This window comes from Pseudoalteromonas sp. ATL1 (genome assembly GCF_058933015.1).
The window spans coordinates 3,232,382-3,254,551 of record NZ_JBZYXL010000001.1 but is presented as its reverse complement, the minus strand read 5'-3'; the positions used below and the strand labels follow the sequence as shown (position 1 = coordinate 3,254,551).

Here is a 22,170-nt window from a genome sequence, read left to right as displayed (position 1 = left end):
GAGAGAGCTTTAACACGTGAAGATCTGGACAGTAGCAAACCAAAAAGGGGGAGTAGGGAAAACAACAACTACGGTGAGCTTAGGCGGTATTTTGGCGCTGGAAGGCAAACGGGTGTTGTTAATTGATACCGACCCTCATGCGTCGTTGACATATTATTTCGGGATAGACTCAGAAGAGCTCGAAGTGAGTGTTTACGACGTTTTCGCCCGTGGCAGTGCCATGGAAGCAGAAGAAATTTTGCAAGCACTTTGTCCATCTACGATTGAAAACTTAGATATACTGCCAGCGACAATGGCTATTGCAACGCTGGACAGAAGTATGGGAAACCGTGCTGGTATGGGTTTAGTGTTAAAAAAAGCACTAGACAAAATAAGCGAGCATTATGATTACGCTATTTTAGACTGCCCGCCCGTACTTGGCGTATTAATGGTTAATGCTTTGGCCGCGAGTGAGCGCGTTTTGATCCCTGTCCAAACCGAATTTTTGGCGCTAAAAGGGTTGGATCGAATGATGCGTACGATGGAATTGATGCAAAGTTCGCAATCAAAGTCGTATAAATATACCATAGTACCTACAATGTATGATAAGCGGACCAAAGCATCACTCGAAGCCTACAAGAGCTTACTGAACAGCTATAAAGGCAGTGTTTGGCCTGGAGTTATCCCTGTCGATACAAAATTTAGGGACGCAAGTTTGGCCCAGCAAGTACCGATAGTATATTGTCCCAAATCAAGAGGGGTATTTGCTTATCGTGCGTTACTTGATTATTTACAGCAAGTTGATTAGAGGTATAAATGAGTAAGCAGTTGTTTGCTAACGAAAAAGTAATGAAACAGTATTTGGGAGCTTTGCTAAGCGAAGAAGAGCCCGAAGACAGTGCATTGCTACCTGTTGCTAAGCTGCTCGAACAGGTTCCCGTTATTGTTGAGCAACCAGTTGATGAAGTTGTACCACAAGAACAAGTTGTAATTGAAACGCTTCCAAACATCACTCCTGTTGAAGAACGGGAAATCCCTGAAGAACAAACAAAAAATCTTGAGATACCAGAAAAAAATACTATTATCAAAGAATCTGACGAAACAAAAAATCAACCAGTTAGCGCGAGAGAAGCTTACGGTGATAATGAGTTTCAGGCGTTATTTTTTGAAGTTGCAGGGCTTACTTTAGCGGTGCCATTGAAGTCTCTAGGTGGTATTCACCAGTTAGGTGAAGTTAATCAGTTGTTTGGTAAACCCAAGTGGTTTAAAGGCGTGATGTTGAACCGTGATGAGAAGCTGCACGTTGTAGATACTGCATTATGGGTCATGCCAGAAAAGTACACGCCAGAGCTTGAAGAAAAGCTCGACTATCAATATTTAATAACTTTAGGTGATAGTCCATGGGGATTGCTGGCAGAAAACTTGGTTAATAACATTACTTTACAACCAGATGATGTAAAATGGCGAACAAGTGATAGTAAAAGACCTTGGTTAGCTGGCGTCATAAAAGAAAAAATGTGCGCACTAATTGATGTAGAAAATTTAAACCGTTTGCTTGAGCAAGGTCTCGATAGCCGCGAGCAGTAAACAAGATCTTTTTGGAGTAAAACCATGAGCCAAGATAGACTACTTTCCGCAGATAAAAATGCCGATAGTAATGATGAAGTTCTTCAATGGGTGACCTATAAGCTAGAAGAAGAGACATACGGTATTAACGTAATGCAGGTTCAGGAAGTATTGCGTTACACTGAAATTGCGCCCGTGCCAGGTGCGCCAGCGTATGTACTCGGCATTATTAATTTACGTGGTAACGTAGTAACGGTTATCGACACGCGTGCAAGGTTCGGTTTAGCCAGCGCTGAAGTCACCGATAATTCTCGTATCGTTATAATCGAAGCTGAAAAACAAGTGATTGGCATTTTAGTGGATAGTGTTGCTGAAGTGGTTTATCTACGTAGCTCTGAGATTGATAGCGCTCCCAATATTGGTACTGAGGAAAGTGCTAAGTTTATCCAAGGTGTATCTAATCGCGAGGGTGAACTGCTTATATTGGTTGATTTGAACAAGCTACTCAGTGATGATGAGTGGGACGAATTGAGTCACATATAAATTGTGGAAGTAGTAAATAACAATCTGATCTTATTAATATTAATCGCCTCAGGTTTACTTATTTTAGTATGCTTGGGGTTGATTTTTATGTTGAGCAAGCGATTATCCTCCAACCAACAGAATATTCATCACCTTAAGCACGCATTAAAAGAGAGTCGAGATCAGACTGCCATTTTGCGAAGCGAAATAGCAGAAGTGCGCAGTAGCCTGATGAATATGGGTAAACGGATCGTAGCTTGCGAAAACTATGTTAAAGAACTCGCACAACAGCAAGCGGCACAAAAGTATGATGATCCTGACGCTAAAATTTATTCACGCGCTGTGAAAATGATTGAGTTAGGTGCGGATCTGGAAGAGATCATGAAAGAGTGTGAACTTCCTCGTGCAGAGGCCGAACTTTTGATGTCTTTACATCAAAAGTCCTAGGCTTTGATATCTAGTTTGTCACTAAACCCTTTCCAACCCGGCGGAAATTTTCCCCGTAAAATATAGGAAAAAGCGATGAGCTCTGCGATAACATAGTAGAGCTCTCGTGGTATTTCTTGATGAAGATCCAGTTGCCCAAGTGTTTTTGCAAGCTCGGCATCTTCGTGGATCATAATGCCTTTTTCTTTGGCCAATTCGATAATTTCATCAGCTAGATCACCAAATCCCTTGCAAGCCACATGTGGCGAGCTGCCAGCTTCATAAAGTAATCCGATTGCGGTTTTTTGCTGCATATCTAAACCTTAATATTGACGATTGCATGTTGCTCATAAAAAGTATGAGTTTCGTTGATGTCTTCGGTTAATACAATTTCATTGACCTGTAAGCCATGGCCTGACAATTTTCTACGCAGCGCATCTAAATGCGGCGCGGCTAATTCACACACTTGTGTGGAGTTGCCAATGATTTGACAATCGACGGCTTTATCCATTAATTCAGCTTGTGCGCTGAGTTTACCCAAATGCGCATAGTCAAAATTTAAGCGCACAAACCAGACGGTTTTCTCGGGCATTTTAGCTTTCGCAGGTTTTTTGTATTTACCTATTTGTAATTCTGTTTGCTTACATTCTGATGGTACTTTCATAGGCATGAGCAAATTCAGCAATAGTTGTGTTTCACTATCTACTTTTTGTTGGCTTGGCGGAGCAAGTTGCACACTATTTGCGAGGTTACTTTGCACTTGACCAAGCTCAGCAAGCAAACTCGCGTTTGTTTGCTGAAGATGGGGAACTAGCAGCTTGGCGTTGATGTTCTTGCTATTGGGTAATAGCGTTTCGAGTAGGGCCGTTAAGCGTTGCTCCTGCGTGATACCCTCGGGTAAATTTGGTGTGTTTAACGCTTTGGGTGCAGCCAGTAAAGTGACAAGTAACTTATCCAATGCTTGTGTGAAACTATGCGCTGCGATAGAAGGCACTGTATGTGTATTTGCAGATGTATTTGGTAAAAGGCTAGCAAGCTCCGCGCTGACTAAATTCGTTGAAATATTTGTTGAGTCAATCATGCGACTAAAAGCCTGATGCACCAGTTTAGTCATATCGCTTGACTCCGGGTGCTTAAATTGGCTCAAATTGGCCACTTTTTCACTGAGCATTTGGCTGTTAAAGCTGGTTGCTTGTTTTGTGTTCTCAAAGCTTGATAACTTCATTAGTGTGCTTACCAGCAGACGTTCAATGGGTAAACTTGCTTGATATTTATTACTTATATTTGCAAGTATAGGATCCTGTTGCGTTGCGGCTGCTACATGCTGCTCAGCAAATACCGGTAGTTTTGGCACATTAATGTGGTTTTTTACGGTTTCAGCGAGGGATGATAGCAAATTTTTTGGTTCTTGTTTCAGTTCAGTGCGGTAAGTGATAGGCTGCTGTTTGAGCGTTTCAGCTTGCTTCGAGTGATTGGCCTGAGTAAAGGCTTGGCTCTGCGGTAAACTATTTTTAAGACCTGACAATAATTTAACGAGTGGTGGTAGTGGTGCCTCGTTCTCCATTTTTCTTAACATCAAAGGGATAGCATTGGGATTTAACAGCCGGCTAGGTGTTTGATTTATTAGTGCTGCATCCAGTTTTGAGGCCTGCGCTGGGGTTGATACTTGCTTGAATGGCTTAGACAACCATTGCACGAGTGCTTGCTCAACGGCCTGCTTAATATCTTGTAGATTCAGGTTAAATAGCGGCTTTGTATAAGTGAGTGTACCGCCACTGTTACTGGTATTCGTTACTGGTTGAACCGGATTGTAATTTTGTATCTGCGCAAATCGGTCTTTTACAGGCTGTTTCAAATTCAATAGCTCTGAGACTTGCCGTGTTTTTATTTCCATACCAGCAAGTGTGCTATTGAGCTTAGCGTCTTGCCATTGCGCACTATTCACTTGTTTTGTTGAGCTTAAATTTGCGAGAGGCAACGAAATCGGCTTTTGCTCCGCAGAAAACTTTACGAAGATAGTTTGTTTATCAATGAGTAACTGCGGACTTTTGGCTTGAGATATGAGCTGTTCAACAAGCTTTTGCTTACTGATAGTGCTCGTTAATAAAGCGTCTGCAAAGCCATTGGTCAGTTTTAAGGTCACTTTATCTTTATTCGCTTGCAGTTGCGCAACCAGCTTATGCTCTTCGCTGAGTACTTTAGCCAATGCGGGATCGATGGCCAGTTTTATGCCTAACTGATCTAGCCTTAGTTGTGGGTTGTTGCCTTGAGTTAAGCTTGCACTGGTCGTGATACTACTTTGAGGTGTGCCGCTTTTTAGTAACGTGAGTAATGAAAGTAGTTCGTTGGCAGCTTTAATATTGACCACTTGTTGCGCGCTTTTGAGGGTAAGTGCTTGGCCATTTTCACTCAAAGTGACAACCGCTTCGTTCATGCGGGTGGTGTTTTGAGTACTTTCTTTTGTGGCCAAACGAATAGTTTGCCAACGACCATCAATTTCGACCTCCATTTGTACCGATTCCGGTTTAATCACTATGTTACGTGCTAAAAACTGACTGGGTTGTTTGCTCAGGTCGATTTTTGAACGACCTTCGTTCAAAGCTGCGCTTGCCTCAGGTGTGGTCGAATATTGAATAGAAATCGGTGGCTTATTCATTATTTTAAATCAAATTTTCGCTAATCGGTCGCAACGTGTTATTCGTATTACCATACCATTATGGTAGACTAACGCCCAATTTTGGGTAATGAGAATAACCAATTTGCTAGAGATAAATTCTGTCACTTGTACTAAACAAGAACGCTGTCTGTTTGAATCGTTAAGCTTTTCATTAGAAGCTGGGCAGATCATGCAAATTGAGGGCCCAAATGGCGCTGGTAAAACGTCATTATTGCGTATCATCTCTGGCTTTGCACGTCCTGATGAAGGGGATGTGTTATTTCTAGGTAAATCCATCCAACAGTATTACGACGAGTTTGCGGCACAGCTACTATTTATTGGCCATAAAACAGGGGTTAATGGGCAACTCAGTGCTTATGAAAATGTATGTCATTGGCTAAAAGTGCATGGTTGCGATGTTGATGAGCGAGCCTACGATTTGCTCGCAACGTTGGGCTTGGTTGGGCTTGAAGACGTGCCTGTCAGAACTTTATCGGCCGGCCAACAGAGGCGTGTTGCGCTAGTCAGGTTGTGGTTGAACAATGCCAAGCTGTGGATTTTAGATGAGCCATTTACCGCGCTGGATAAAAAAGGTGTGGCTATGCTACAAGCTCAATTTAGTCAACACCTTCAACAAGGTGGCGCGATTTTATTGACCACCCATCAAGACTTAACCGAACACTTTGCCCAATTAAAAACTTTGCTTTTGGAGTATCAGTTTTAATGAGCGCACAGCATTCTTATTGGCAGTTGTTTGCTGCTGTTTATAGTAAAGATGTCACCTTAGCTTTTCGTCAGCGCTCAGAGATTGTTAATCCGTTGCTGTTTTTTTTAATCGTTATTACTTTGTTCCCTTTGGCTATTGGACCCGAACCGGCGCTGCTAGCCCGCATGGCTCCCGGTATCATTTGGGTGGCTGCCTTGCTATCGACTATGCTGGGTTTAGATAAGCTTTTTAGAGATGACTATAACGATGGCTCGCTAGAGCAGTTGATTGCTTCTCCCTATCCTTTATCTCTTTCTGTATTGGCAAAAGTATTTGCGCATTGGACCATCACTGGGTTGCCTATGGTTATTATGGCACCAGTATTTGCGCTATTGATGAATTTAGATGCACAAGCGCTTGGCGCAACCGTGCTCACGTTATTAATTGGTACGCCCCTTCTTAGCTTTATTGGTGCTATAGGTGCTGGGCTTACTGTGGGTTTACAAAAGGGCGGTATTTTGATGAGTTTACTGGTGCTGCCGCTTTATATTCCAGTCTTAATTTTTGCGACGTCGGCCATCGATACAAGTAGCATGTCACTTGATTATGGCGGACAACTCGCAATCCTTGGCGCAATGCTCGCAATTGCATTTGTTAGCGCGCCAATCGCTATATCTTCAGCATTAAAAGTGAGTGTTAGTTAACATGTGGAAATGGTTACATCCCTATGCAAAGGCAGAGCGGGCGTATCAGCTGTGTAACACGCTGTTGCCGTATTTTGCCGTTATTACCGTCGTGTGTTTAGCTGTTGGTTGGGTATGGGGGCTTGCTTATGCACCCGCAGATTACCAGCAAAAAGATAGTTATCGCATCATTTTCATTCATGTTCCTTCCGCTATTTTGTCTATGGGAGCGTATTCTTCAATGGCTATTGCTGCCATTATTGCTTTGGTATGGCAGATCCGTAACGCGGAACTTGCCGTTATCTCTATTGCTCCCGTGGGCGCGGCCATGACCGCAATAGCATTGATCACAGGCGCTGCATGGGGCAAACCTATGTGGGGGGCTTGGTGGGTGTGGGATGCGCGTCTTACTTCTGAACTTATTTTGTTATTTTTATATCTGGGTGTGTTGTCTTTGTACCACGCTTTTGAGGATAAAAAATCAGCGGGACGAGCAGCGTGTATTCTAGCAATTGTCGGCGTCATTAACTTACCCATTATTCACTTCTCAGTTGAGTGGTGGAATACCCTTCATCAAGGCGCGACTATCACAAAGTTTGATACCAGCGCGATTGACTCCTCAATGCTTTGGCCATTATTGATCAACATTGCTGCGTTTGCTGGATTCGTGGGTGTAGTGACGTTAGTACGATTGAAAAATGAAATCTTACAGCGCGAAAAGCACCGTCCGTGGGTGCGTGAACTTGTGGGGCGAGGTAAATAATGCAGTTTGAATCATTGAGTGAATTTTTGGCGATGGGCGGCTACGGATTTTATGTGTGGCTGTCATTTGGCAGCTGTACGTTGATTTTGTTGAGCGTATTACTGAGTTCTTTGCGAGACTCCAGTAAATTACGACATGAAATTAAAACGCAAATGCACCGTGAAGAGCGTATTAAAAAAGCAAAGCAACAGGAGCAATCATGAATCCGAGAAGAAAAAAACGTTTACTCGCGGTTGTTGCCATCATTTTTGGGGTGGGCTCTGCGATTGGCTTAATGCTTTATGCCTTGCAAGAAAATATTAATTTGTTTTACACGCCTTCAGAATTGATTGAGGGCAAAGGCGAAAATAAAGAGAAGCCGTTCATTGGTCAGAAGCTGCGTATTGGCGGTATGGTTGTGCCTGGTTCTGTGAAACGTGATGAAGCCAACCTTGATGTGAGCTTTAAACTCACTGATACGGGTCCTATGGTAACGATTCGCTATCACGGCATTTTGCCAGACTTATTCCGCGAAGGGCAAGGTATCGTTGCTCAGGGCACATTAGTTGAACCCAACGTGATAGAAGCGTTTGAAGTACTTGCCAAGCATGATGAAGAATATATGCCACCGGAAGTCGCTGAAGCGGTTAAAGGTATCAAGCATGAGAAACCAAAGTACACTTTAGACAGCGAGAACTAATATGATCCCTGAAATAGGTTACTTTTCGCTTGTGCTCGCCATGGCACTGAGCTTGTTACTTTGCATTTTTCCTCTTTGGGGCGCGCATACTGGTAATTTAAGATTGATGCGCGCGGCACCTTCATTGGCGGTTGGTCAGTGTGTATTTGTATTGTTTTCATTCGCGATATTAATTTATATCACTCTGACTGATGATTTTACGGTGGCCTATGTTGCCCACCATTCGAGTACAACGCTGCCTTGGTACTACAAAGTAACTTCAACTTGGGGTGGACATGAAGGGGCAATTTTACTGTGGCTGGTTATGCAGGCTTCTTGGACAGCGGTTGTTGCACTTATGTCGAACTCATTGCCTTGGGTATTGCGTGCACGAGTATTGGGGGTCTTAGGGTTTTTAGGTGTTGGCTTTATGCTTTACACCCTATGGATGTCTAGCCCTTTTGAGCGTTTACTGCCTTATTACCCGGTAGAGGGGCGTGATCTCAATCCATTATTGCAAGACCCAGGCATGATCATTCACCCGCCCTTGCTTTACATGGGTTATGTGGGTTTATCAGTGTCTTTTTCATTCGCGATAGCTGCGTTGTTAACTGGAAAGCTCGATAATACATGGGCTAAATGGTCTAGGCCTTGGACTATGGTTGCATGGGGCTTTTTAACCTTGGGGATCACCATTGGTAGCTGGTGGGCGTACTCAGAGCTAGGTTGGGGTGGCTGGTGGTTCTGGGATCCTGTCGAAAACGCGTCACTTATGCCTTGGCTAGTTGCAACAGCATTGCTGCATTCGTTATCGGTGACAGAAAAGCGCGGTGTATTCAAGTCGTGGACTGTGCTACTGGCTATCACTGCATTCAGTTTATGTTTATTGGGTACCTTTATCGTACGTTCGGGGATCATTGTATCTGTACATGCATTTGCCACCGATCCAGATAGAGGCTTGTTTATTTTATCTTTTCTCGCCTTAGTCGTTGGCGGTAGTTTGGCACTGTATGGCGTGCGAGTGTCACAGGTTAAGAGCGAAGGACGCTATCAGTTTATTTCTCGCGAAGTTGCGCTATGGCTGAATAACATTTTCCTTGTGGTGGCAACATTAGTTGTCCTAATGGGTACTTTACTGCCCATGATCCATAAAGAGCTAGGACTTGGGTCAATTTCAATCGGTGTGCCTTTTTTCAATCAAATGTTTGCAATTTTAATTGTACCGTTTGCTATTTTGCTGGGCCTTGCGCCCTTATTACGCTGGAAGCAAAACAAGTTATCGCCACTTGTTAAAAAGTGGCTGGTTGTTTTAGCTGCCACGCTTGTGATCACTGCAGCATGGTTATTTGGCAGTTTTGAAGTTGTAGCACCGCTAACGTTTATGGCCACAGCGTTGGCTGTGTGGATAGTGTTATCGACGGGGCTTGATTTGGCACAAAAGGTGTCTGTACAAACAAACCTTATGCTGGGCCTTAAGCGTTTAGGAATAAGCTATTGGGCTATGGTGCTAGGCCATGTGGGTATTGCATTTGTGATTGCTGGTGTGACCTTAACATCGGCATATTCAGTCGAACGTTCGGTACGTATGTCGCCAGGTGAAATAGCAACATTGAATGAATATGTCTATCGCTTTGAGGGCGTAAAAGAAATTACCGGACCAAACTATACGGGTCATGCTGGTGTGGTTACGGTATTGAAAAATGATAAGGTCGTGACCGAATTGCATGCAGAAAAGCGCTTATATAACATTGGAATGCAATTTATGACCGAAGCGGCCATTGATGATGGTTTTTTCCGTGATCTTTATTTGGCTTTGGGCGAGCAATTAAGTGGTGGTGCATGGTCATTGCGTATTTACCACAAGCCTTATGTACGCTGGATGTGGCTTGGTGGGATATTAATCGCACTTGCAGGCTTCATTGTACTTGGTGACAAGCGCTATAGAAAAACTAAACAGCATAGTCGTCAACAAGGGGTAAACGCATGAATCGTAAGTTTTTAGGGTTAATCCCATTACTCATTTTCATCTTGTTGTGCGTGTTTCTTTATCAAGGCCTTTTTGGCAATCCCAGAGAACTTCAAACAGGTCGCTTAGGACAGAACATGCCTGAGTTCGTTTTGCCTGACTTGATGGATGATACAAAGCAGTGGAGAAATGATGACCTGCTAGGGGAAGTATACCTACTAAATGTGTGGGGCACTTGGTGTCCAACTTGTATTGCCGAGTTGAGCTACTTAACTGAACTTCGTGAGCAAGGTGTGAAAATTATCGGCCTATATTATGAGCAAGCCTATGATCCTGATTTTGGCGATCAGTTTGACATCAACAAGCTACGTGCGGAAGTGCAAGCGATGTTAGATAGAACAGGTAACCCATACCAATTCAATATTTTGGATTTGCAACGTACGCTTGCTTTGGATTTGGGGGTGTCTGGTGCGCCAGAAACTTTCTTGGTTGACGCAAAGGGTAAAATTCTGCTGCATCATACGGGTGATATTAACCAAAGGATATGGCGTGCTAAGTTTGCACCTAAATTGCAGGAGCTTACACAATGAAACAACTCTTTTTAATGTTATTGCTTGTGAGTGTGTCGGTATTTGCAACCGAAGATCAGTACGAGTTTGAAAGTGCTGAACGTGCCGCAACGTTTAGAGAGCTAACACATGAGTTACGTTGTCCTAAGTGCCAAAACCAAAATATTGCAGACTCTGATGCAATCGTCGCCAAAGACCTGCGTGATAAAGTACTTGGGCTTGTTAACGAAGGCAAAAGTAAGCAAGAAGTTATTGATTACATGATTGATAGGTATGGCTATTTTGTACACTATCAACCGCCTGTCACACCCGCTACGATTGTGCTTTGGGTATTGCCTATTCTTATTGTTGTGTTTGGTTTTGGGTTTATTGTATTTAGACAAAAAACAGCATCCCGCAAGCAAACTTGGAGCAGTGGTGATGAGCAGCAACTCGCCAAGTTAATTCAGCAATACCAGCGAAAGGAGCAGTAATATGACTGGAATAGCACAAATGTGGGGCATGTTCGCACTATTGACGATTTTGGCGTTGCTATTCGTGGTTGTGCCGTTTTTACGCCGTGAAAGAGTACTCACTGTGGATAATGAAGCCAATGCAGAGCGTATCGATATTTACTATCAGAGGTTAGCCGAATTACGGACGGATCTGGATAATGAACGGATTGAGAAAGACAATTACACCGAGTCAGTATTGGAGCTAAAACGTCGTTTACTGAATGAGTTAGCGCCTGAACAGCAATTGAGCAGTCGTGGCAATAACCGCATTTTTGCTTTGACTGGGGTGTTGTTTACTTTGGCTGTAAGTGGTGTGTTTTACCAATTTACAGGGAGTCAGCAGCAAATCTCAAACTGGTACGATGCAATAAACAAGCTACCAGAATATGGCGAACGCGCTGTATTACAGAAGGGGGATGCGTTAACTGCGAATGAACTTCAAGCTTTTGCACTGGGTTTACGGACTAAGCTAGCTAACGGCGGTGATGATGCGGTAGCGTGGATGTTGCTTGGGCGCGTTGCCATGTCTTTAAATGATTTTGAAATGGCTAAACAGGCCTTTGAAAAAGCACTGCAAATGGAGCCACAAAACCAAAATATCTTAGTCAATTACAGCCAAGTATTGCTTGTTGAGGGCTCTGAGCAGGCAATTAACCGCGCAGCGCGATTACTAGCGAGTGTTTTGCAAAAAGATCCCACCAACATCGACGCGATTTCTTTGTTGGCACTAATCGCATATGAAAAGCAAGATTGGCATGAAGCAAAAGCGGCGTTTGAAGTATTGCTGGCAAGTATGGAGCGTGATGATCCTCGTTATCCAATGATAGCGCAGCGAATCGATGAGATAGCGCAAAAAATTACGCCAGTGCAAGAAAGTGGACAGGTGCGCCTTAGCATTAATGTTAAGCTTGGTGAAAATCTAGAAGATAAACTACCAGAGCATGGCACTTTATTTGTTTTTGCTAAAGCGGCAGAAGGGCCTGCCATGCCTCTTGCTGTGCAAAAGCTTACAAATTTTAACTTGCCTTTAAAGTTAACCTTGGACGATAGTATGGCCATGATGCCAAGCCTGAAATTATCTAATTTTGAGGATGTTATTGTGACTGCTCGAATTTCTTTGGACGACAGTGTAATGCCTCAGGCAGGTGAACTGGAAGGGCAAACTGGGGTTATATCATTAAGCTCAGACCTAGGCACCATCTCGGTCACGATCAATCGCGTATTATCAAGCACAGGAAAGTAAATGTATAAGCCATTGTTAGCTGTTCTCGCAGCGGTTTTAATTTCGGGGTGTAGTAGTGTTCCTGCAGAGAAACAGGATGAGCGAGACCCTTTACAATCATTAAACAGGCCTATTTACGATTTTAACATGGATGTATTGGATGCGTATATTTTACGCCCAGTTGCCCAAGGTTATGTCGCTATCACGCCGCAACCTGTTCGCACCGGTATTGTTAATTTTACGACCAATCTAACCACGCCAACCGATGCAATTAACTCGGGGTTACAGGGTAAACCTGCGGACATGGGTATTAACATCGCCCGTTTTCTGGTTAATTCTACGGTTGGTATTTTTGGTATTTTTGACGTAGCGACGAGTCTTGGCCTTGAGCACAAAGATGAAGATTTCGGTCAAACTCTGGGCGTGTGGGGCCTTGGGGATGGTGCATATCTTATGTTGCCAGGTATGGGCCCTTCTACGGTGAGAAACGTAACAGGGGATGTGGTAGATAACTTTGTACTACCTGAAATTGCGTTAACAACGCCACAAACCATATTGGTATTTGCTTTAAAAGCGGTCGAAGCGCGAGCGTCATTAATGGCACAAGAAAAGCTCTTGGAAGAGTCGCTGGACCCTTACGTTTTTATGAAAGATGTTTACTTTCAGCGTCAGTTATATGAGTTACATGATGGTAATCCACCCATCAAGGAAGAACAAACAGACTTTGATGAAGACTTCTTAGAAAATTTATAAAGGAAGTTGTGGTAAAGGAGATAGGCTGGCGACGGGCATTGCCAGCCTATAAAGGGGAGAGTAGGCTCCCGCTAATTCATTTCTAGTGCATCGCACTTCTTTGCTTACGGTAAAATCCTAAACCATTCAATTTTTCAACAAGAGATGGATCGTCCAGTCTTGATGGCGTGTCTTGCTCGCGTAAAAAATGATCGCTTGGCACGTTGTGAAGGTCCAACATTTTATGAAATAAAATATTGCGGATTGTCAACGCTGTCATTCCATTATCCTGAATTTCGTCGAGTCGATTTTGCAGGTCTGAGAATGGCCCAGCTTTAACGTCATCAACGACAGCAGCAAAGTGATTCAGTTGTTTTGTTTTAAGCATAATGGCCCTCTTGTTTAAACGTCCAGTTGTCAAATAAATAAGCGTTGCTTCGCTTTTTTGTGTTAAAAATAGATACTTACGTCTGTAAGCTTGAAAACAGTGTACTCTGTTTTTAGGGCAGATTACTAACTTCGATGTAAAGCTTTGTAAATCGAATAATGCGAGTTTCTAAATGGTGAACAAGGTGTTTTTTGGACATCTAGAAGTAAGGTGTTGATGCGAAAATAAAAATAGTTCTCAGTACCTTTTATGGTACTGAGATAAGACAAATGTATTAAGAAAATAAATTTTGTTTTACGTGTTCAGCAAAGCCACTTCCGGCTTCTAAATAGAAGTTATAAGTAGAATTCACGCCGAGTTCTTCGAGCTCTTTTTGTTGATCTGGGTAATTTGCAATAGCAGTCACTTGGCCCTTAAATCCAGACGCTTGAAGCTGCTCAAGCGCATAAATGTTTTGCATATGTTTAGGCATGGCGAGCATGACCATATCTACTTTTGAATGATTAACGCGTTGCCAAAAATCAGGATCGGTTGCATCCGCCAGCAACACTCGTCTACCTCTTTGCACGTGTTTTTCTACGACTTCCGGTTTTATGTCTATACCCGCTATTGAACCTGGATGGGTTGCCTCAATCGTCTCATAAGCGCCTGTACCAATACGTCCCATGCCAAATATGACAATACGTGTATCCGTTAAGTTCACGGGCAGTTCTTCTTCTAAGCGTTTATTACTTTCGAATTTCAAAAGGAAAGGCTCTAACTTGACGTAGAACCCATTAGCTTGCTTGTTTAAAGGTGAAGCGATAACAAAGGTAATGGAAACGGCAATGGCAACAACAGCGAGCCAGTCAGGGGCGATAGCGCCGCTGCTAGCTGCAACGGCACATACGATGAGGCCAAATTCACTGTAGTTCGCTAAAGTAAACGCACTGAGTAATGAAGTACGGGCGCGTAGTCTCAGCAAATTGGTTAATACGTAATAAAGCGCTACTTTGATAGGAAGTACGAGCGTTAGTAAGCAGGCAATCAGCAGCGCATCAAAGCTCATGCTGGCATTCAAGCCTATATTTAGGAAAAAACCCACAAGTAGCACATCTTTCAAGTTCATGAGTGACTTTGATAATTCGCCCGCCTTTTTATGTGGCGCGAACAGCATACCGATGATCAGTGCACCTAAATCACCTTTTAGGCCCGCAAATTCAAAGGCGTGATAACCAATCACCAAGGCAAAGAAAAAGCCAAATAAGGGGAGTAGCTCACCGTGTTTAGAGCGGTTGAGCACCCAAAGCATGACGGGTCTAAATACTGGCAAACAGACCAATAATACAAGTGCCCAAACATTAGGAGTTTTACCTGTACTGATGGCTAAGAATACGACGGCAAAGATATCTTGCATGACCAAGATCCCGATAGAGATCTTACCATGGAGGCTGGCCATTTCACCGCGTTCTTCAAGCACTTTCACCGCGAATACCGTACTAGAAAAACTAAATGCAAAACCGACGATGAGTGCAGTAGTCAAAGATAAGTCTGTGAATAGCGGCAAACTCATTGCGCCCAAAAACAGCAAGAGTCCGGCAAAAAATGCACTGCTAAGAACAATGTGTAATGTTGCAGGAGCCCACACTTGTGCTTTAACTAGGTTACCTACTTTCAGTTTTAGACCAATGCTAAAAAGGAGCAGGGTCACACCTAAGTCAGCCAATTGGTTCAGCATTTCGGTGCTGCGATAGCCCAGCAGGTTTAGAATAAAGCCAGCCATCAAAAAACCTATCAAAGGCGGTAGTTTTAACTGATATACAGAAAAGCCACAGGCGAATGCAGTAGCAAAAAACAATAGTTCCATAGCAAATGTGGATTGATTAAACCTTAGGTCAGTGTAACAAAACTATATGATTTATAAATTGAAAAGTGATTAATAGCTTAGTTAAACATGCTTTCAATTAAAAAATTGGGCAATAATGCTGCTTTGCATAGAAATTTTCGCTGACAAGCCTTGCTAATTGTGGTTAAGATGCACTAACGGACATTCTCACAGGAGAGCTAATGTTTAAGAAGATCCTTGCATCTGTAGGTATAGGTGCAGCAAAAGTAGATACTATTTTAGAAACGGAACACTTGTACCCGGGGCAGAAGTTTCAAGCCCAAATCGTTGTAGAAGGCGGAAACGTAGAACAAGAAATCAATGGACTAGAATTAGCCCTGATGACTCGCGTTAAAGTTGAAAATGATGACGGCGAATATTTTGTAAATCATGTCATAGATAAGTGGCGCGTAGGTGAGCGTTTTATGCTTTCACCCAATGAACGTAAATTGATCCCATTTGAAGCGCGTTTACATTCTGAAACACCGATCACAGAGATTAATGCGGGATATAATCACAGCTATGTATGGATTGAAACGGGCTTGGATATTGATCTAGCGCTTGATCCCACTGATAGAGATACGCTCCATATTTATCCTAACGACGCGGTTAAGACATGCATGATGGCAATGGAAAAGCTGGGCTTCAACCTAGTAAAGGCGGATGTTGAAAAAGGTTACTTGCGTGCAAGTAATTTCCAGTCATCGTCAGGTTGTTACCAGGAGCTTGAATATCGTCCACAAAGTAGATCGATGTTCGGACTGCAAGAAATTGAGCTTTCGTTTGTTCCAGAAGCCCATAGAACGCATGTGCTTATTGAGCTAGATAGAGCGTTTCGTGCAGACGGGTATGTTGATTTGACGATTGAACATGATCACGTGAATTTGTCACAAGTATGCGATCAGTTGGAAAGACTGTTTGCTTAACTTAATAGAGTGTAAATCAAATGAGCTCAGCAGATATATGCTGGGCTTTTTTCTTTTTAGGAGCGTTATAAAATGCAATGGCAGTTGAAGAGCTTTGCACAGCTTGATACCACAGCTTTGTTTGCATTGCTTAAAGCACGTGTAGATGTATTTGTGGTTGAACAGCAATGTCCTTATCCAGAGCTGGATAGTGTAGACACCGAGTCAAAAACAGTTCATGTGTTTTTGCAAAACAGCGAAGAAGTTTATGCTTACGCGCGTGTTTATCTGAAGTCTGAACACGAATGCGCCATAGGACGAGTTTTGGTCGCACAAAGTGCCAGAGGTAAAGGTCTTGCAAAACCACTTATGGAGAAAGCATTAGCAGTATGCGCAGAGCGTTTTCAAGGGATGGATGTAGTGATCTCGGCGCAAACCTATTTATTACCATTTTATTCTAGCCTTGGATTTGTTTTGGAAGGTGAAGCCTATCTAGAAGACGGCATAGCCCATCAGGATATGCGTTTGAGTCAAGGCGCTTAGAATTAAGCGCCTTTTGAGCATTTTATAACGAGTGTATAAACACGAGTGCAATGGCTAACGGACAAATAAACTTAATATACCAAGGCCAGATCTTCCAAAACAGTCCATTTTCCGCGTCTGGACAGCCATTTTTAATTTCATTGAGTAAGCCATTACGCTGCCAGATCCAACCGACAAAGATACAGCACAACATGCCAATAAGAGGCTGACCGAATTGGGTAGTCAGACTAACAACAAAACCAAACAAGCTAGAGAAATTGAAAATAATGGTAAAGCTCACTAAAGAAATAAGCCCGCCGATGATCCAAGTTGCTTGCACGCGTGATAGAGCAAAGCGCTCTACGGCATATGAAACGGGCGCTTCTAACATCGAAATGGAAGAGGTGAGTGCTGCGATACTCATCAGTGCAAAAAATGCGAACCCGACAAACAACCCTACATTGCCCATGCTGTCAAATAGCGCAGGTAAAACTTGAAAAACGAGGGTGTCTTCTGACAGTAATTCGCCGCTTGCGCTGAATATTTCTACACCTTGTGCCTGCGCGACGTACATTGCTGGGATGATAAGTAAACCAGCAACAAAGGCGATAAATACGTCAATTAATGTCACATAAGCGCCAAGCGATACAAGGTTTTCTTGTTTGCTAATATATGACCCGTAAATGATCATTACACTGGTGCCCAATGAAAGCGAAAAGAAGGCTTGGCCAAGCGCGCTGACTAAAAGTTCGGGGTTCAAAATTGATGAGAAGTCTGGAACTAAATAGGCTTTTAGTCCTTCACTCGCGCCATCTTGCATTAATACGTAAGCTATCAATAAAAATAGAATGCCTAATAGTGCGGGCATGAGTCTTTTCGACCATTTCTCGATGCCATTTTCTACCCCTTTACTGATAATTGAAATCGTCAAAATGACAAACAAGGCGGTAAAGATTAGATCGCGAGCTAAAGACTGCTGATTCAGCCAGTGTGATGTACTGGTTAAATTCGTCAATTCAGCGATTGGCTCCAAGGTTGCACTGAACATCCAGCCGGCAACGATGGCATAAAAGCTCAAAATAAGTCCTGCGCATATGATGCCTCCAAAGCCAACAATAAATGCAAAACGCTTGTTTAATGGGTTTGCAGACAGCTTTTGTAATGAAGAAACGGCGTTTGCTTGGCCATGACGGCCAATAATAAGCTCCGCCATGAGTGCTGGATAAGCTAAACAAAATGCCAGTACTAGGTAAGCGAGCACGAAGGCAGCTCCGCCATTGCTAGCCGTTTGTGTAGGAAATCCCCAAATATTACCCAAGCCAACAGCTGACCCAGCTGCAGCCATAATGAATCCAAAGCGAGAACTAAATTCTCCGCGCACGCTACTCATATTATTTTTACTTCTCTTATTTTTTTAATGCGGCTGACAATCTACTGTAATTAGCTCGAAATAAAAAGTGCAAATTGAACTAGAAATGCCATGATCTAGCACAACTTTTTTGCAATTTTATGCCTGTAATACCTGCATCCCACTGCATATTTTAAAGTCGTACACAGAACTCATTACATTTCAGCTAATTACCTTGTCAACTGTGCTTGTGTGTGGTTATTACTTTACGCTGCTTAGTTATCTTTACAAGGTAAAGTAATGGTGAATTTTGCACCGCCTAAACGTTCAGATTGAGATACATTGGCATTACCATGGTGCCAATCGACTACTTTTGCAACAATGGCTAGCCCTAGGCCATAGCTTTTACCCGCTCTGTTTCGGTGAGTTTGCTCTTGATAAAATGGGCTAAATACTTTGTGCCAGTTTTGTGGCGCAATCCCCGGACCATCATCTTCAATGTGGATGTAAGTGCGCGTTGCATCACTTTCAACATGGATCAAGACCTGACTTCTCGCGAAATCACTCGCGTTCGTCAACAGGTTGGTCACTGCTCGAGCAAGCCAATGAAGATCGGCCTCTATCACCAAGTTTGCTTCCACATCCAACGATAGCAGTAGTTGTGCTTTTTGAAACTTTGGTGTGACTTGTTCAACAAGGGATTCAAAATAGGGTTCTGCTGGTGCTGATTCGAATTTGAGTAAATGCGCTTTTTGCTCAAGTGTGGCAAAAGACAGATAACTGGCAAGCATATCTTCCATTTGATCTAGGTCTTTTTCCATACGTTCCAAAATACCATAGACTTTATTGATATCTTGCTCTTCAAGCGCTGCGTCCAGACCAAACCGCAAACATGCAACCGGTGTTCTTATATCGTGAGATAAACTGGAAGCCATCAATTTGTTTTCGGCTAGGAGTTTATCAATTTGGCTGGCCATTCGATTGAAGGTTAACTCTACATCTTTTATGTAAGTAAATTGGTTGGTTTCAATTCTTGTACTTAGGTCTCCGCTGGCAAATTGCTTGGCTGCGTCGGTCAAAATAGACAGACGTCTAGCCAGTGGTGCTAAAATAAACCACATAAAGGTACATACACCTGCATAAAACAGCAGGGTGAGAACAGCGTCATTGTCTTGTAACTCGGGTGGTTTTTCTAGGCGCAGCTCTAAATAATCGGGTAAAAGTGCTTGATTGGTTTTTAACAAATAAAAACCGGCTTGATCTTCTAAGACCAAACCATTTTTTGTCAACATTTGCGTTTTTAACTCACTAGGAACGGCGAGTGTGTTTCCTAGTTTATAGCTAATAGCGAGTTCATAATCCTGGGCGATTGAACTAATAAATTGTGCTCTTGCTTCGGCAGGTTGTCTAGCCGCCTGTTTTGCAACACCGCTTGCCAAGGTACTTTGCCAGCCGAAGTTATCCTCGGTATCGAGAGCATGTTCGCTAAAAATATCAATCAGCCAACCGAGTACAACGATAGAAACAAGTGCGCTTGTGAGTAAATAGATGTACAGCTTTCTCACAGATCACCCATTACCAAGCGCTTGGCACCATTAAATAGCCTTTGCCCCAAATAGTTTTGATCTTTTCTGGATGTTGAGGGTCGTCATTAAACTTTTTGCGCAGAGCGGATATGAGCACATCTACACTGCGATCTAAGCCATCGTATTCACGTCCTTTGGTTGCTTTAAATACGGAATCTCGTGAAACAACTTCACCGGCATTCGTTGCTAGGAAGTGGAGTAGCAAGTATTCCGCGCTAGAAATGTTCACTTCTTCACCTTGGAGCAATACTTTACGTGCTTGTGTATCAATGCAAAGATTACCAATATGAATAGACTTGTCATTCACGTCCTCGGCCTGTTTAGACTCTCCGGATGCACGTAGCATTGCCTTGATCCGTGCGAGCAGTGCCCGTGGTCTAACTGGTTTGATAACGTAATCGCTGGCACCGACTTCAAGACCAATCACTTCATCCATCTCTTCATCTCTTGCAGTAAGCATAATGATAGGGTGGTTGTAGAATTGGCGTAGTTCACGACAAACACTAATGCCGTCTTGTCCAGGCAACATTACGTCCAATAACACAATGTCTGGATTTAATGATTTAACCATAGCAACGACTTTATCACCACGTTCGCATACGTGTGTGGTATAGCCTTGGTTGTCTAGATAATCAGCTACCCATTTGGCGAGCGATTCATCATCCTCAACGAGTAATATTGTGCCGTAATTATCCATTCCTATAACCTCCAATACTTTCATAAATCTGGCGATTAGTTAAACTCTGTAATTTGTTCCCGAGTTTGCACCACTAACACACCACTGTCACCAATTATTCAACTTATATTGCTTTCATTCAAAATGATACAGATTGAATGAAAATGTGTACTATCAAAAAACATAGCGTATACCTAGCTTAGCTTTATGATGGTGGTTTTGTGCCACAATTGGGCTTTGATAAATTTCGCTAGAAAACCGTGTTGACATCCATCCACACAAGAAGACCCAATTTTCATTGATTGGGTACTCGCCATGAAACTCTAATACGAGACTGGATGCACTGCCTGGTTTATAGACCGGACGAGTGACAGTCGCTTCGTTGCTTTTGATGCCAAAATAATAGTCAACGAAGTCGTCAGAATAAACATTGAGGCCAATGGCGGCTCTAAACTCCCAGTTCCGCCATGGAATGATTTTGGAGTAATAGTAGTTAATAATCCAACCGTTGTGAGTGCTGCTTACATCTTGTAAAAACTCTAAAGAGACTTGTTCATCGCCAAACCTTCGGGTCAAGCGTAGACCCGAGTTAAGATCATAATCACGCTCAGAAATCCCTTTGAGTTCGGGAATTTGATCTGAGTGATATAGGTCAAACCCTTTCTCCCCAAACCCTTGTTGTGCTTGAGTAAGAACTAAGTCTAACCCCCAGTGGTACTTATCTATTACGCTCATACCAACAACAAAACCACCGCTTAATTGACTTCGGTCGATGTCAATATAGGCGTTACCATACGAGGCTCTAAAATTAATATTCAGTAATTCAACTGCATTTTGGTAGCTTTTGGTACCAATAAGGAAAGGATCTTCTAGGATGAGGCCAGAACCTAAGCTCCAGTCATAATTAAATTCGTCACTAGGCTCTAAAGTGTTGTCCGCATACAAGCGGTTACTTGCGGATGCGTTATTGACACAGCAAAAGCAAATGACAAAAAATGACAAGACAACACGGAGCATAATGTTCACCAATATTAAAATCAGTGAACATTATAGGGATTTTATAGTGTAGAACTGTAAGAAATTGTTTTTCTATAACACGTTGATTTTATCAATTAATGTTGCTGCAAGCTGCTGGTGCATCACACTACTCAATGCACTTACTTCGGTTTCTGAACAGGCTCCAGCGGTTTTCTTTGGCTCACTTATCTCGTCTTTAACCTGATAATTTGGAACTTGTACAGGTGTTTGGGTGCGAGCAACTCGCGCTTGTTCCGTGTTTTGCTCAACCACAAAAGATATCACATCGTGTTCATTCGTAATCTTTTGCTCTTTGGTGTAGTTAAACTGCAGTGGGATCCCTTGGAAACTCGCGCTGTCAATTGAAGATTTGGCAAACCATATCACATCTGAAGACGCGACATGAGTGAGCCGCATACTGACGCTGGCAATAATGTTACTACATTGATAACTAGAGGCTTTTTGAGTTAATAGCTGATAAAGCGGATGCGTTGTTTTCGGCTTGTTGAGTACATAAGTTTTGTTGGGACCAAATGTGAGGTCAAGCTCATGTATATTAAGAACATAATCAGCTTTTTTCTTGGTAACTATTTTTAAGCCTTGTTTCTTGAGCGCGCTTTCAATGTGAGATTTAAGAGTATCCGTCATGGCGACCTTATCGGCAACAATACGTACGGTGTTGTTCTTTTTGATAGGGTGTGCAGGTAGCTGCACAGACTTGATACGCGCAGAATCTAGCTCTGTGCTATAGCTGAGCTGGTAAACTTCTTTACTGAGTATTGGCTTGGGGGGAACATTGAGTTTTGGAGCCATTTGGGGTGTTAATGAGCAACCAAAAGACAATGCCACAACGGCGGAAATAAGCAAAAAACGCATCCAAGTACCTCAAATCGCAGTTAAAGTCTTAATTGGTGATACAAAC

General features: G+C 42.8%; 25 protein-coding genes. 16 read left to right on the top strand and 9 right to left on the bottom strand.

Features of this window, described 5'->3' with window-relative positions; all coding sequences use genetic code 11:
- Nucleotides 1–16: 16 nt before the first annotated feature.
- The 4 genes from AC5FX4_RS14210 to AC5FX4_RS14195 are packed head-to-tail and all read left to right on the top strand — an operon-like array spanning nucleotide 17 to nucleotide 2,514.
- On the top strand, nucleotides 17–787 hold the full coding sequence (locus tag AC5FX4_RS14210) for a ParA family protein (RefSeq protein WP_493607014.1): 771 nt from the start codon (nucleotides 17–19) through the stop codon (nucleotides 785–787).
- A gap of 8 nt (nucleotides 788–795) precedes the next feature.
- A complete protein-coding gene (locus tag AC5FX4_RS14205; RefSeq protein WP_493607013.1) occupies nucleotides 796–1,566 on the top strand; it encodes a chemotaxis protein CheW in 771 nt (256 codons plus the stop codon).
- Between the two features lie 24 nt (nucleotides 1,567–1,590).
- The gene (locus tag AC5FX4_RS14200; protein WP_493607012.1) at nucleotides 1,591–2,088 is read left to right on the top strand and encodes a chemotaxis protein CheW; all 498 of its coding nucleotides are present in this window, start codon (nucleotides 1,591–1,593) and stop codon (nucleotides 2,086–2,088) included.
- A 24-nt stretch (nucleotides 2,089–2,112) separates the two neighbouring features.
- Nucleotides 2,113–2,514 (top strand): DUF2802 domain-containing protein, encoded by a 402-nt coding sequence (locus AC5FX4_RS14195; RefSeq protein WP_493607830.1) that lies wholly within the window; start codon nucleotides 2,113–2,115, stop codon nucleotides 2,512–2,514.
- On the opposite strand, the gene AC5FX4_RS14190 is transcribed toward AC5FX4_RS14195, so the two are convergent.
- Together AC5FX4_RS14190 and AC5FX4_RS14185 are read right to left on the bottom strand one after the other, a co-directional pair.
- Nucleotides 2,511–2,807 (bottom strand): EscU/YscU/HrcU family type III secretion system export apparatus switch protein, encoded by a 297-nt coding sequence (locus AC5FX4_RS14190; protein WP_476287779.1) that lies wholly within the window; start codon nucleotides 2,805–2,807, stop codon nucleotides 2,511–2,513. The two genes, AC5FX4_RS14195 and AC5FX4_RS14190, sit on opposite strands and share 4 nt — an antisense overlap.
- A 2-nt stretch (nucleotides 2,808–2,809) precedes the next feature.
- Nucleotides 2,810–5,149 (bottom strand): flagellar hook-length control protein FliK, encoded by a 2,340-nt coding sequence (locus AC5FX4_RS14185; protein ID WP_493607011.1) that lies wholly within the window; start codon nucleotides 5,147–5,149, stop codon nucleotides 2,810–2,812.
- An 88-nt stretch (nucleotides 5,150–5,237) separates the two neighbouring features.
- On the opposite strand from AC5FX4_RS14185, the gene ccmA reads away from it, so the two are divergent.
- From ccmA to AC5FX4_RS14135, 10 genes are read left to right on the top strand one after another with little or no spacing between them, the layout of a single operon-like run.
- Nucleotides 5,238–5,873, top strand: a complete 636-nt coding sequence (gene ccmA / locus AC5FX4_RS14180) for a cytochrome c biogenesis heme-transporting ATPase CcmA (RefSeq protein ID WP_493607010.1) — start codon at nucleotides 5,238–5,240, stop codon at nucleotides 5,871–5,873.
- Nucleotides 5,873–6,559 (top strand): heme exporter protein CcmB, encoded by a 687-nt coding sequence (gene ccmB / locus AC5FX4_RS14175; RefSeq protein WP_493607009.1) that lies wholly within the window; start codon nucleotides 5,873–5,875, stop codon nucleotides 6,557–6,559. The genes ccmA and ccmB overlap by 1 nt, the downstream gene beginning before the upstream one ends.
- A 1-nt stretch (nucleotide 6,560) precedes the next feature.
- Nucleotides 6,561–7,301, top strand: coding sequence for a heme ABC transporter permease (locus tag AC5FX4_RS14170; RefSeq protein WP_493607008.1), 741 nt, complete (start codon nucleotides 6,561–6,563; stop codon nucleotides 7,299–7,301).
- Nucleotides 7,301–7,504 carry a heme exporter protein CcmD gene (ccmD, locus tag AC5FX4_RS14165; protein WP_493607007.1) on the top strand — a complete coding sequence of 68 codons (204 nt, stop codon included), beginning with the start codon at nucleotides 7,301–7,303 and terminating at the stop codon, nucleotides 7,502–7,504. Before AC5FX4_RS14170 ends, ccmD begins: the two co-directional genes overlap by 1 nt.
- A complete protein-coding gene (gene ccmE / locus AC5FX4_RS14160; RefSeq protein ID WP_493607006.1) occupies nucleotides 7,501–7,980 on the top strand; it encodes a cytochrome c maturation protein CcmE in 480 nt (159 codons plus the stop codon). Before ccmD ends, ccmE begins: the two co-directional genes overlap by 4 nt.
- A 1-nt stretch (nucleotide 7,981) precedes the next feature.
- The gene (locus tag AC5FX4_RS14155; protein ID WP_493607005.1) at nucleotides 7,982–9,946 is read left to right on the top strand and encodes a heme lyase CcmF/NrfE family subunit; all 1,965 of its coding nucleotides are present in this window, start codon (nucleotides 7,982–7,984) and stop codon (nucleotides 9,944–9,946) included.
- On the top strand, nucleotides 9,943–10,515 hold the full coding sequence (locus tag AC5FX4_RS14150; RefSeq protein ID WP_493607004.1) for a redoxin family protein: 573 nt from the start codon (nucleotides 9,943–9,945) through the stop codon (nucleotides 10,513–10,515). Before AC5FX4_RS14155 ends, AC5FX4_RS14150 begins: the two co-directional genes overlap by 4 nt.
- Nucleotides 10,512–10,967, top strand: a complete 456-nt coding sequence (locus AC5FX4_RS14145) for a cytochrome c-type biogenesis protein (protein ID WP_493607003.1) — start codon at nucleotides 10,512–10,514, stop codon at nucleotides 10,965–10,967. The genes AC5FX4_RS14150 and AC5FX4_RS14145 overlap by 4 nt, the downstream gene beginning before the upstream one ends.
- 1 nt (nucleotide 10,968) lies before the next feature.
- Nucleotides 10,969–12,231, top strand: a complete 1,263-nt coding sequence (ccmI, locus tag AC5FX4_RS14140) for a c-type cytochrome biogenesis protein CcmI (protein ID WP_493607002.1) — start codon at nucleotides 10,969–10,971, stop codon at nucleotides 12,229–12,231.
- Complete coding sequence (locus AC5FX4_RS14135; protein ID WP_493607001.1) at nucleotides 12,232–12,963, top strand: MlaA family lipoprotein; 732 nt, start codon at nucleotides 12,232–12,234, stop codon at nucleotides 12,961–12,963.
- An 82-nt stretch (nucleotides 12,964–13,045) separates the two neighbouring features.
- On the opposite strand, the gene AC5FX4_RS14130 is transcribed toward AC5FX4_RS14135, so the two are convergent.
- Both AC5FX4_RS14130 and AC5FX4_RS14125 read right to left on the bottom strand, forming a co-directional pair.
- Nucleotides 13,046–13,330 carry a hypothetical protein gene (locus tag AC5FX4_RS14130; protein ID WP_493607000.1) on the bottom strand — a complete coding sequence of 95 codons (285 nt, stop codon included), beginning with the start codon at nucleotides 13,328–13,330 and terminating at the stop codon, nucleotides 13,046–13,048.
- A gap of 274 nt (nucleotides 13,331–13,604) precedes the next feature.
- Complete coding sequence (locus AC5FX4_RS14125) at nucleotides 13,605–15,176, bottom strand: cation:proton antiporter domain-containing protein (protein ID WP_493606999.1); 1,572 nt, start codon at nucleotides 15,174–15,176, stop codon at nucleotides 13,605–13,607.
- 200 nt (nucleotides 15,177–15,376) lie between these two features.
- Here AC5FX4_RS14125 and AC5FX4_RS14120 point away from each other — a divergent pair, with 200 nt between their 5' ends.
- Both AC5FX4_RS14120 and AC5FX4_RS14115 read left to right on the top strand, forming a co-directional pair.
- Nucleotides 15,377–16,120, top strand: coding sequence for a sporulation protein (locus tag AC5FX4_RS14120; protein ID WP_493606998.1), 744 nt, complete (start codon nucleotides 15,377–15,379; stop codon nucleotides 16,118–16,120).
- Nucleotides 16,121–16,192: 72 nt separating this feature from the next.
- Nucleotides 16,193–16,642, top strand: a complete 450-nt coding sequence (locus tag AC5FX4_RS14115; protein ID WP_493606997.1) for a GNAT family N-acetyltransferase — start codon at nucleotides 16,193–16,195, stop codon at nucleotides 16,640–16,642.
- A 22-nt stretch (nucleotides 16,643–16,664) separates the two neighbouring features.
- Here AC5FX4_RS14115 and AC5FX4_RS14110 read toward each other — a convergent pair whose 3' ends face one another.
- From AC5FX4_RS14110 to AC5FX4_RS14090, 5 genes are all read right to left on the bottom strand, one after another.
- Nucleotides 16,665–18,011: a sodium-dependent transporter gene (locus tag AC5FX4_RS14110; RefSeq protein WP_493606996.1), complete on the bottom strand. Its 1,347-nt coding sequence runs from the start codon at nucleotides 18,009–18,011 to the stop codon at nucleotides 16,665–16,667.
- A 233-nt stretch (nucleotides 18,012–18,244) separates the two neighbouring features.
- The gene (locus tag AC5FX4_RS14105; RefSeq protein WP_493606995.1) at nucleotides 18,245–19,534 is read right to left on the bottom strand and encodes a sensor histidine kinase; all 1,290 of its coding nucleotides are present in this window, start codon (nucleotides 19,532–19,534) and stop codon (nucleotides 18,245–18,247) included.
- Between the two features lie 10 nt (nucleotides 19,535–19,544).
- Nucleotides 19,545–20,252, bottom strand: coding sequence for a response regulator (locus AC5FX4_RS14100; RefSeq protein WP_493606994.1), 708 nt, complete (start codon nucleotides 20,250–20,252; stop codon nucleotides 19,545–19,547).
- Nucleotides 20,253–20,405: 153 nt separating this feature from the next.
- Complete coding sequence (locus AC5FX4_RS14095; protein ID WP_493606993.1) at nucleotides 20,406–21,248, bottom strand: MipA/OmpV family protein; 843 nt, start codon at nucleotides 21,246–21,248, stop codon at nucleotides 20,406–20,408.
- Between the two features lie 72 nt (nucleotides 21,249–21,320).
- Complete coding sequence (locus tag AC5FX4_RS14090) at nucleotides 21,321–22,124, bottom strand: hypothetical protein (RefSeq protein ID WP_493606992.1); 804 nt, start codon at nucleotides 22,122–22,124, stop codon at nucleotides 21,321–21,323.
- Nucleotides 22,125–22,170: the final 46 nt, after the last annotated feature.

Bases quoted from the DNA above. Each gene is read 5' to 3' on its own strand.
- AC5FX4_RS14205 (WP_493607013.1), top strand. From the start codon at position 796: ATGAGTAAGCAGTTGTTTGCTAACGAAAAAGTAATGAAACAGTATTTG.
- AC5FX4_RS14200 (WP_493607012.1), top strand. From the start codon at position 1,591: ATGAGCCAAGATAGACTACTTTCCGCAGATAAAAATGCCGATAGTAAT.
- AC5FX4_RS14190 (WP_476287779.1), bottom strand. From the start codon at position 2,807: ATGCAGCAAAAAACCGCAATCGGATTACTTTATGAAGCTGGCAGCTCG.
- AC5FX4_RS14185 (WP_493607011.1), bottom strand. From the start codon at position 5,149: ATGAATAAGCCACCGATTTCTATTCAATATTCGACCACACCTGAGGCA.
- ccmA (WP_493607010.1), top strand. From the start codon at position 5,238: ATGAGAATAACCAATTTGCTAGAGATAAATTCTGTCACTTGTACTAAA.
- ccmB (WP_493607009.1), top strand. From the start codon at position 5,873: ATGAGCGCACAGCATTCTTATTGGCAGTTGTTTGCTGCTGTTTATAGT.
- AC5FX4_RS14170 (WP_493607008.1), top strand. From the start codon at position 6,561: ATGTGGAAATGGTTACATCCCTATGCAAAGGCAGAGCGGGCGTATCAG.
- ccmD (WP_493607007.1), top strand. From the start codon at position 7,301: ATGCAGTTTGAATCATTGAGTGAATTTTTGGCGATGGGCGGCTACGGA.
- ccmE (WP_493607006.1), top strand. From the start codon at position 7,501: ATGAATCCGAGAAGAAAAAAACGTTTACTCGCGGTTGTTGCCATCATT.
- AC5FX4_RS14155 (WP_493607005.1), top strand. From the start codon at position 7,982: ATGATCCCTGAAATAGGTTACTTTTCGCTTGTGCTCGCCATGGCACTG.
- AC5FX4_RS14150 (WP_493607004.1), top strand. From the start codon at position 9,943: ATGAATCGTAAGTTTTTAGGGTTAATCCCATTACTCATTTTCATCTTG.
- AC5FX4_RS14145 (WP_493607003.1), top strand. From the start codon at position 10,512: ATGAAACAACTCTTTTTAATGTTATTGCTTGTGAGTGTGTCGGTATTT.
- ccmI (WP_493607002.1), top strand. From the start codon at position 10,969: ATGACTGGAATAGCACAAATGTGGGGCATGTTCGCACTATTGACGATT.
- AC5FX4_RS14135 (WP_493607001.1), top strand. From the start codon at position 12,232: ATGTATAAGCCATTGTTAGCTGTTCTCGCAGCGGTTTTAATTTCGGGG.
- AC5FX4_RS14130 (WP_493607000.1), bottom strand. From the start codon at position 13,330: ATGCTTAAAACAAAACAACTGAATCACTTTGCTGCTGTCGTTGATGAC.
- AC5FX4_RS14125 (WP_493606999.1), bottom strand. From the start codon at position 15,176: ATGGAACTATTGTTTTTTGCTACTGCATTCGCCTGTGGCTTTTCTGTA.
- AC5FX4_RS14120 (WP_493606998.1), top strand. From the start codon at position 15,377: ATGTTTAAGAAGATCCTTGCATCTGTAGGTATAGGTGCAGCAAAAGTA.
- AC5FX4_RS14115 (WP_493606997.1), top strand. From the start codon at position 16,193: ATGCAATGGCAGTTGAAGAGCTTTGCACAGCTTGATACCACAGCTTTG.
- AC5FX4_RS14110 (WP_493606996.1), bottom strand. From the start codon at position 18,011: ATGAGTAGCGTGCGCGGAGAATTTAGTTCTCGCTTTGGATTCATTATG.
- AC5FX4_RS14100 (WP_493606994.1), bottom strand. From the start codon at position 20,252: ATGGATAATTACGGCACAATATTACTCGTTGAGGATGATGAATCGCTC.
- AC5FX4_RS14095 (WP_493606993.1), bottom strand. From the start codon at position 21,248: ATGCTCCGTGTTGTCTTGTCATTTTTTGTCATTTGCTTTTGCTGTGTC.
- AC5FX4_RS14090 (WP_493606992.1), bottom strand. From the start codon at position 22,124: ATGCGTTTTTTGCTTATTTCCGCCGTTGTGGCATTGTCTTTTGGTTGC.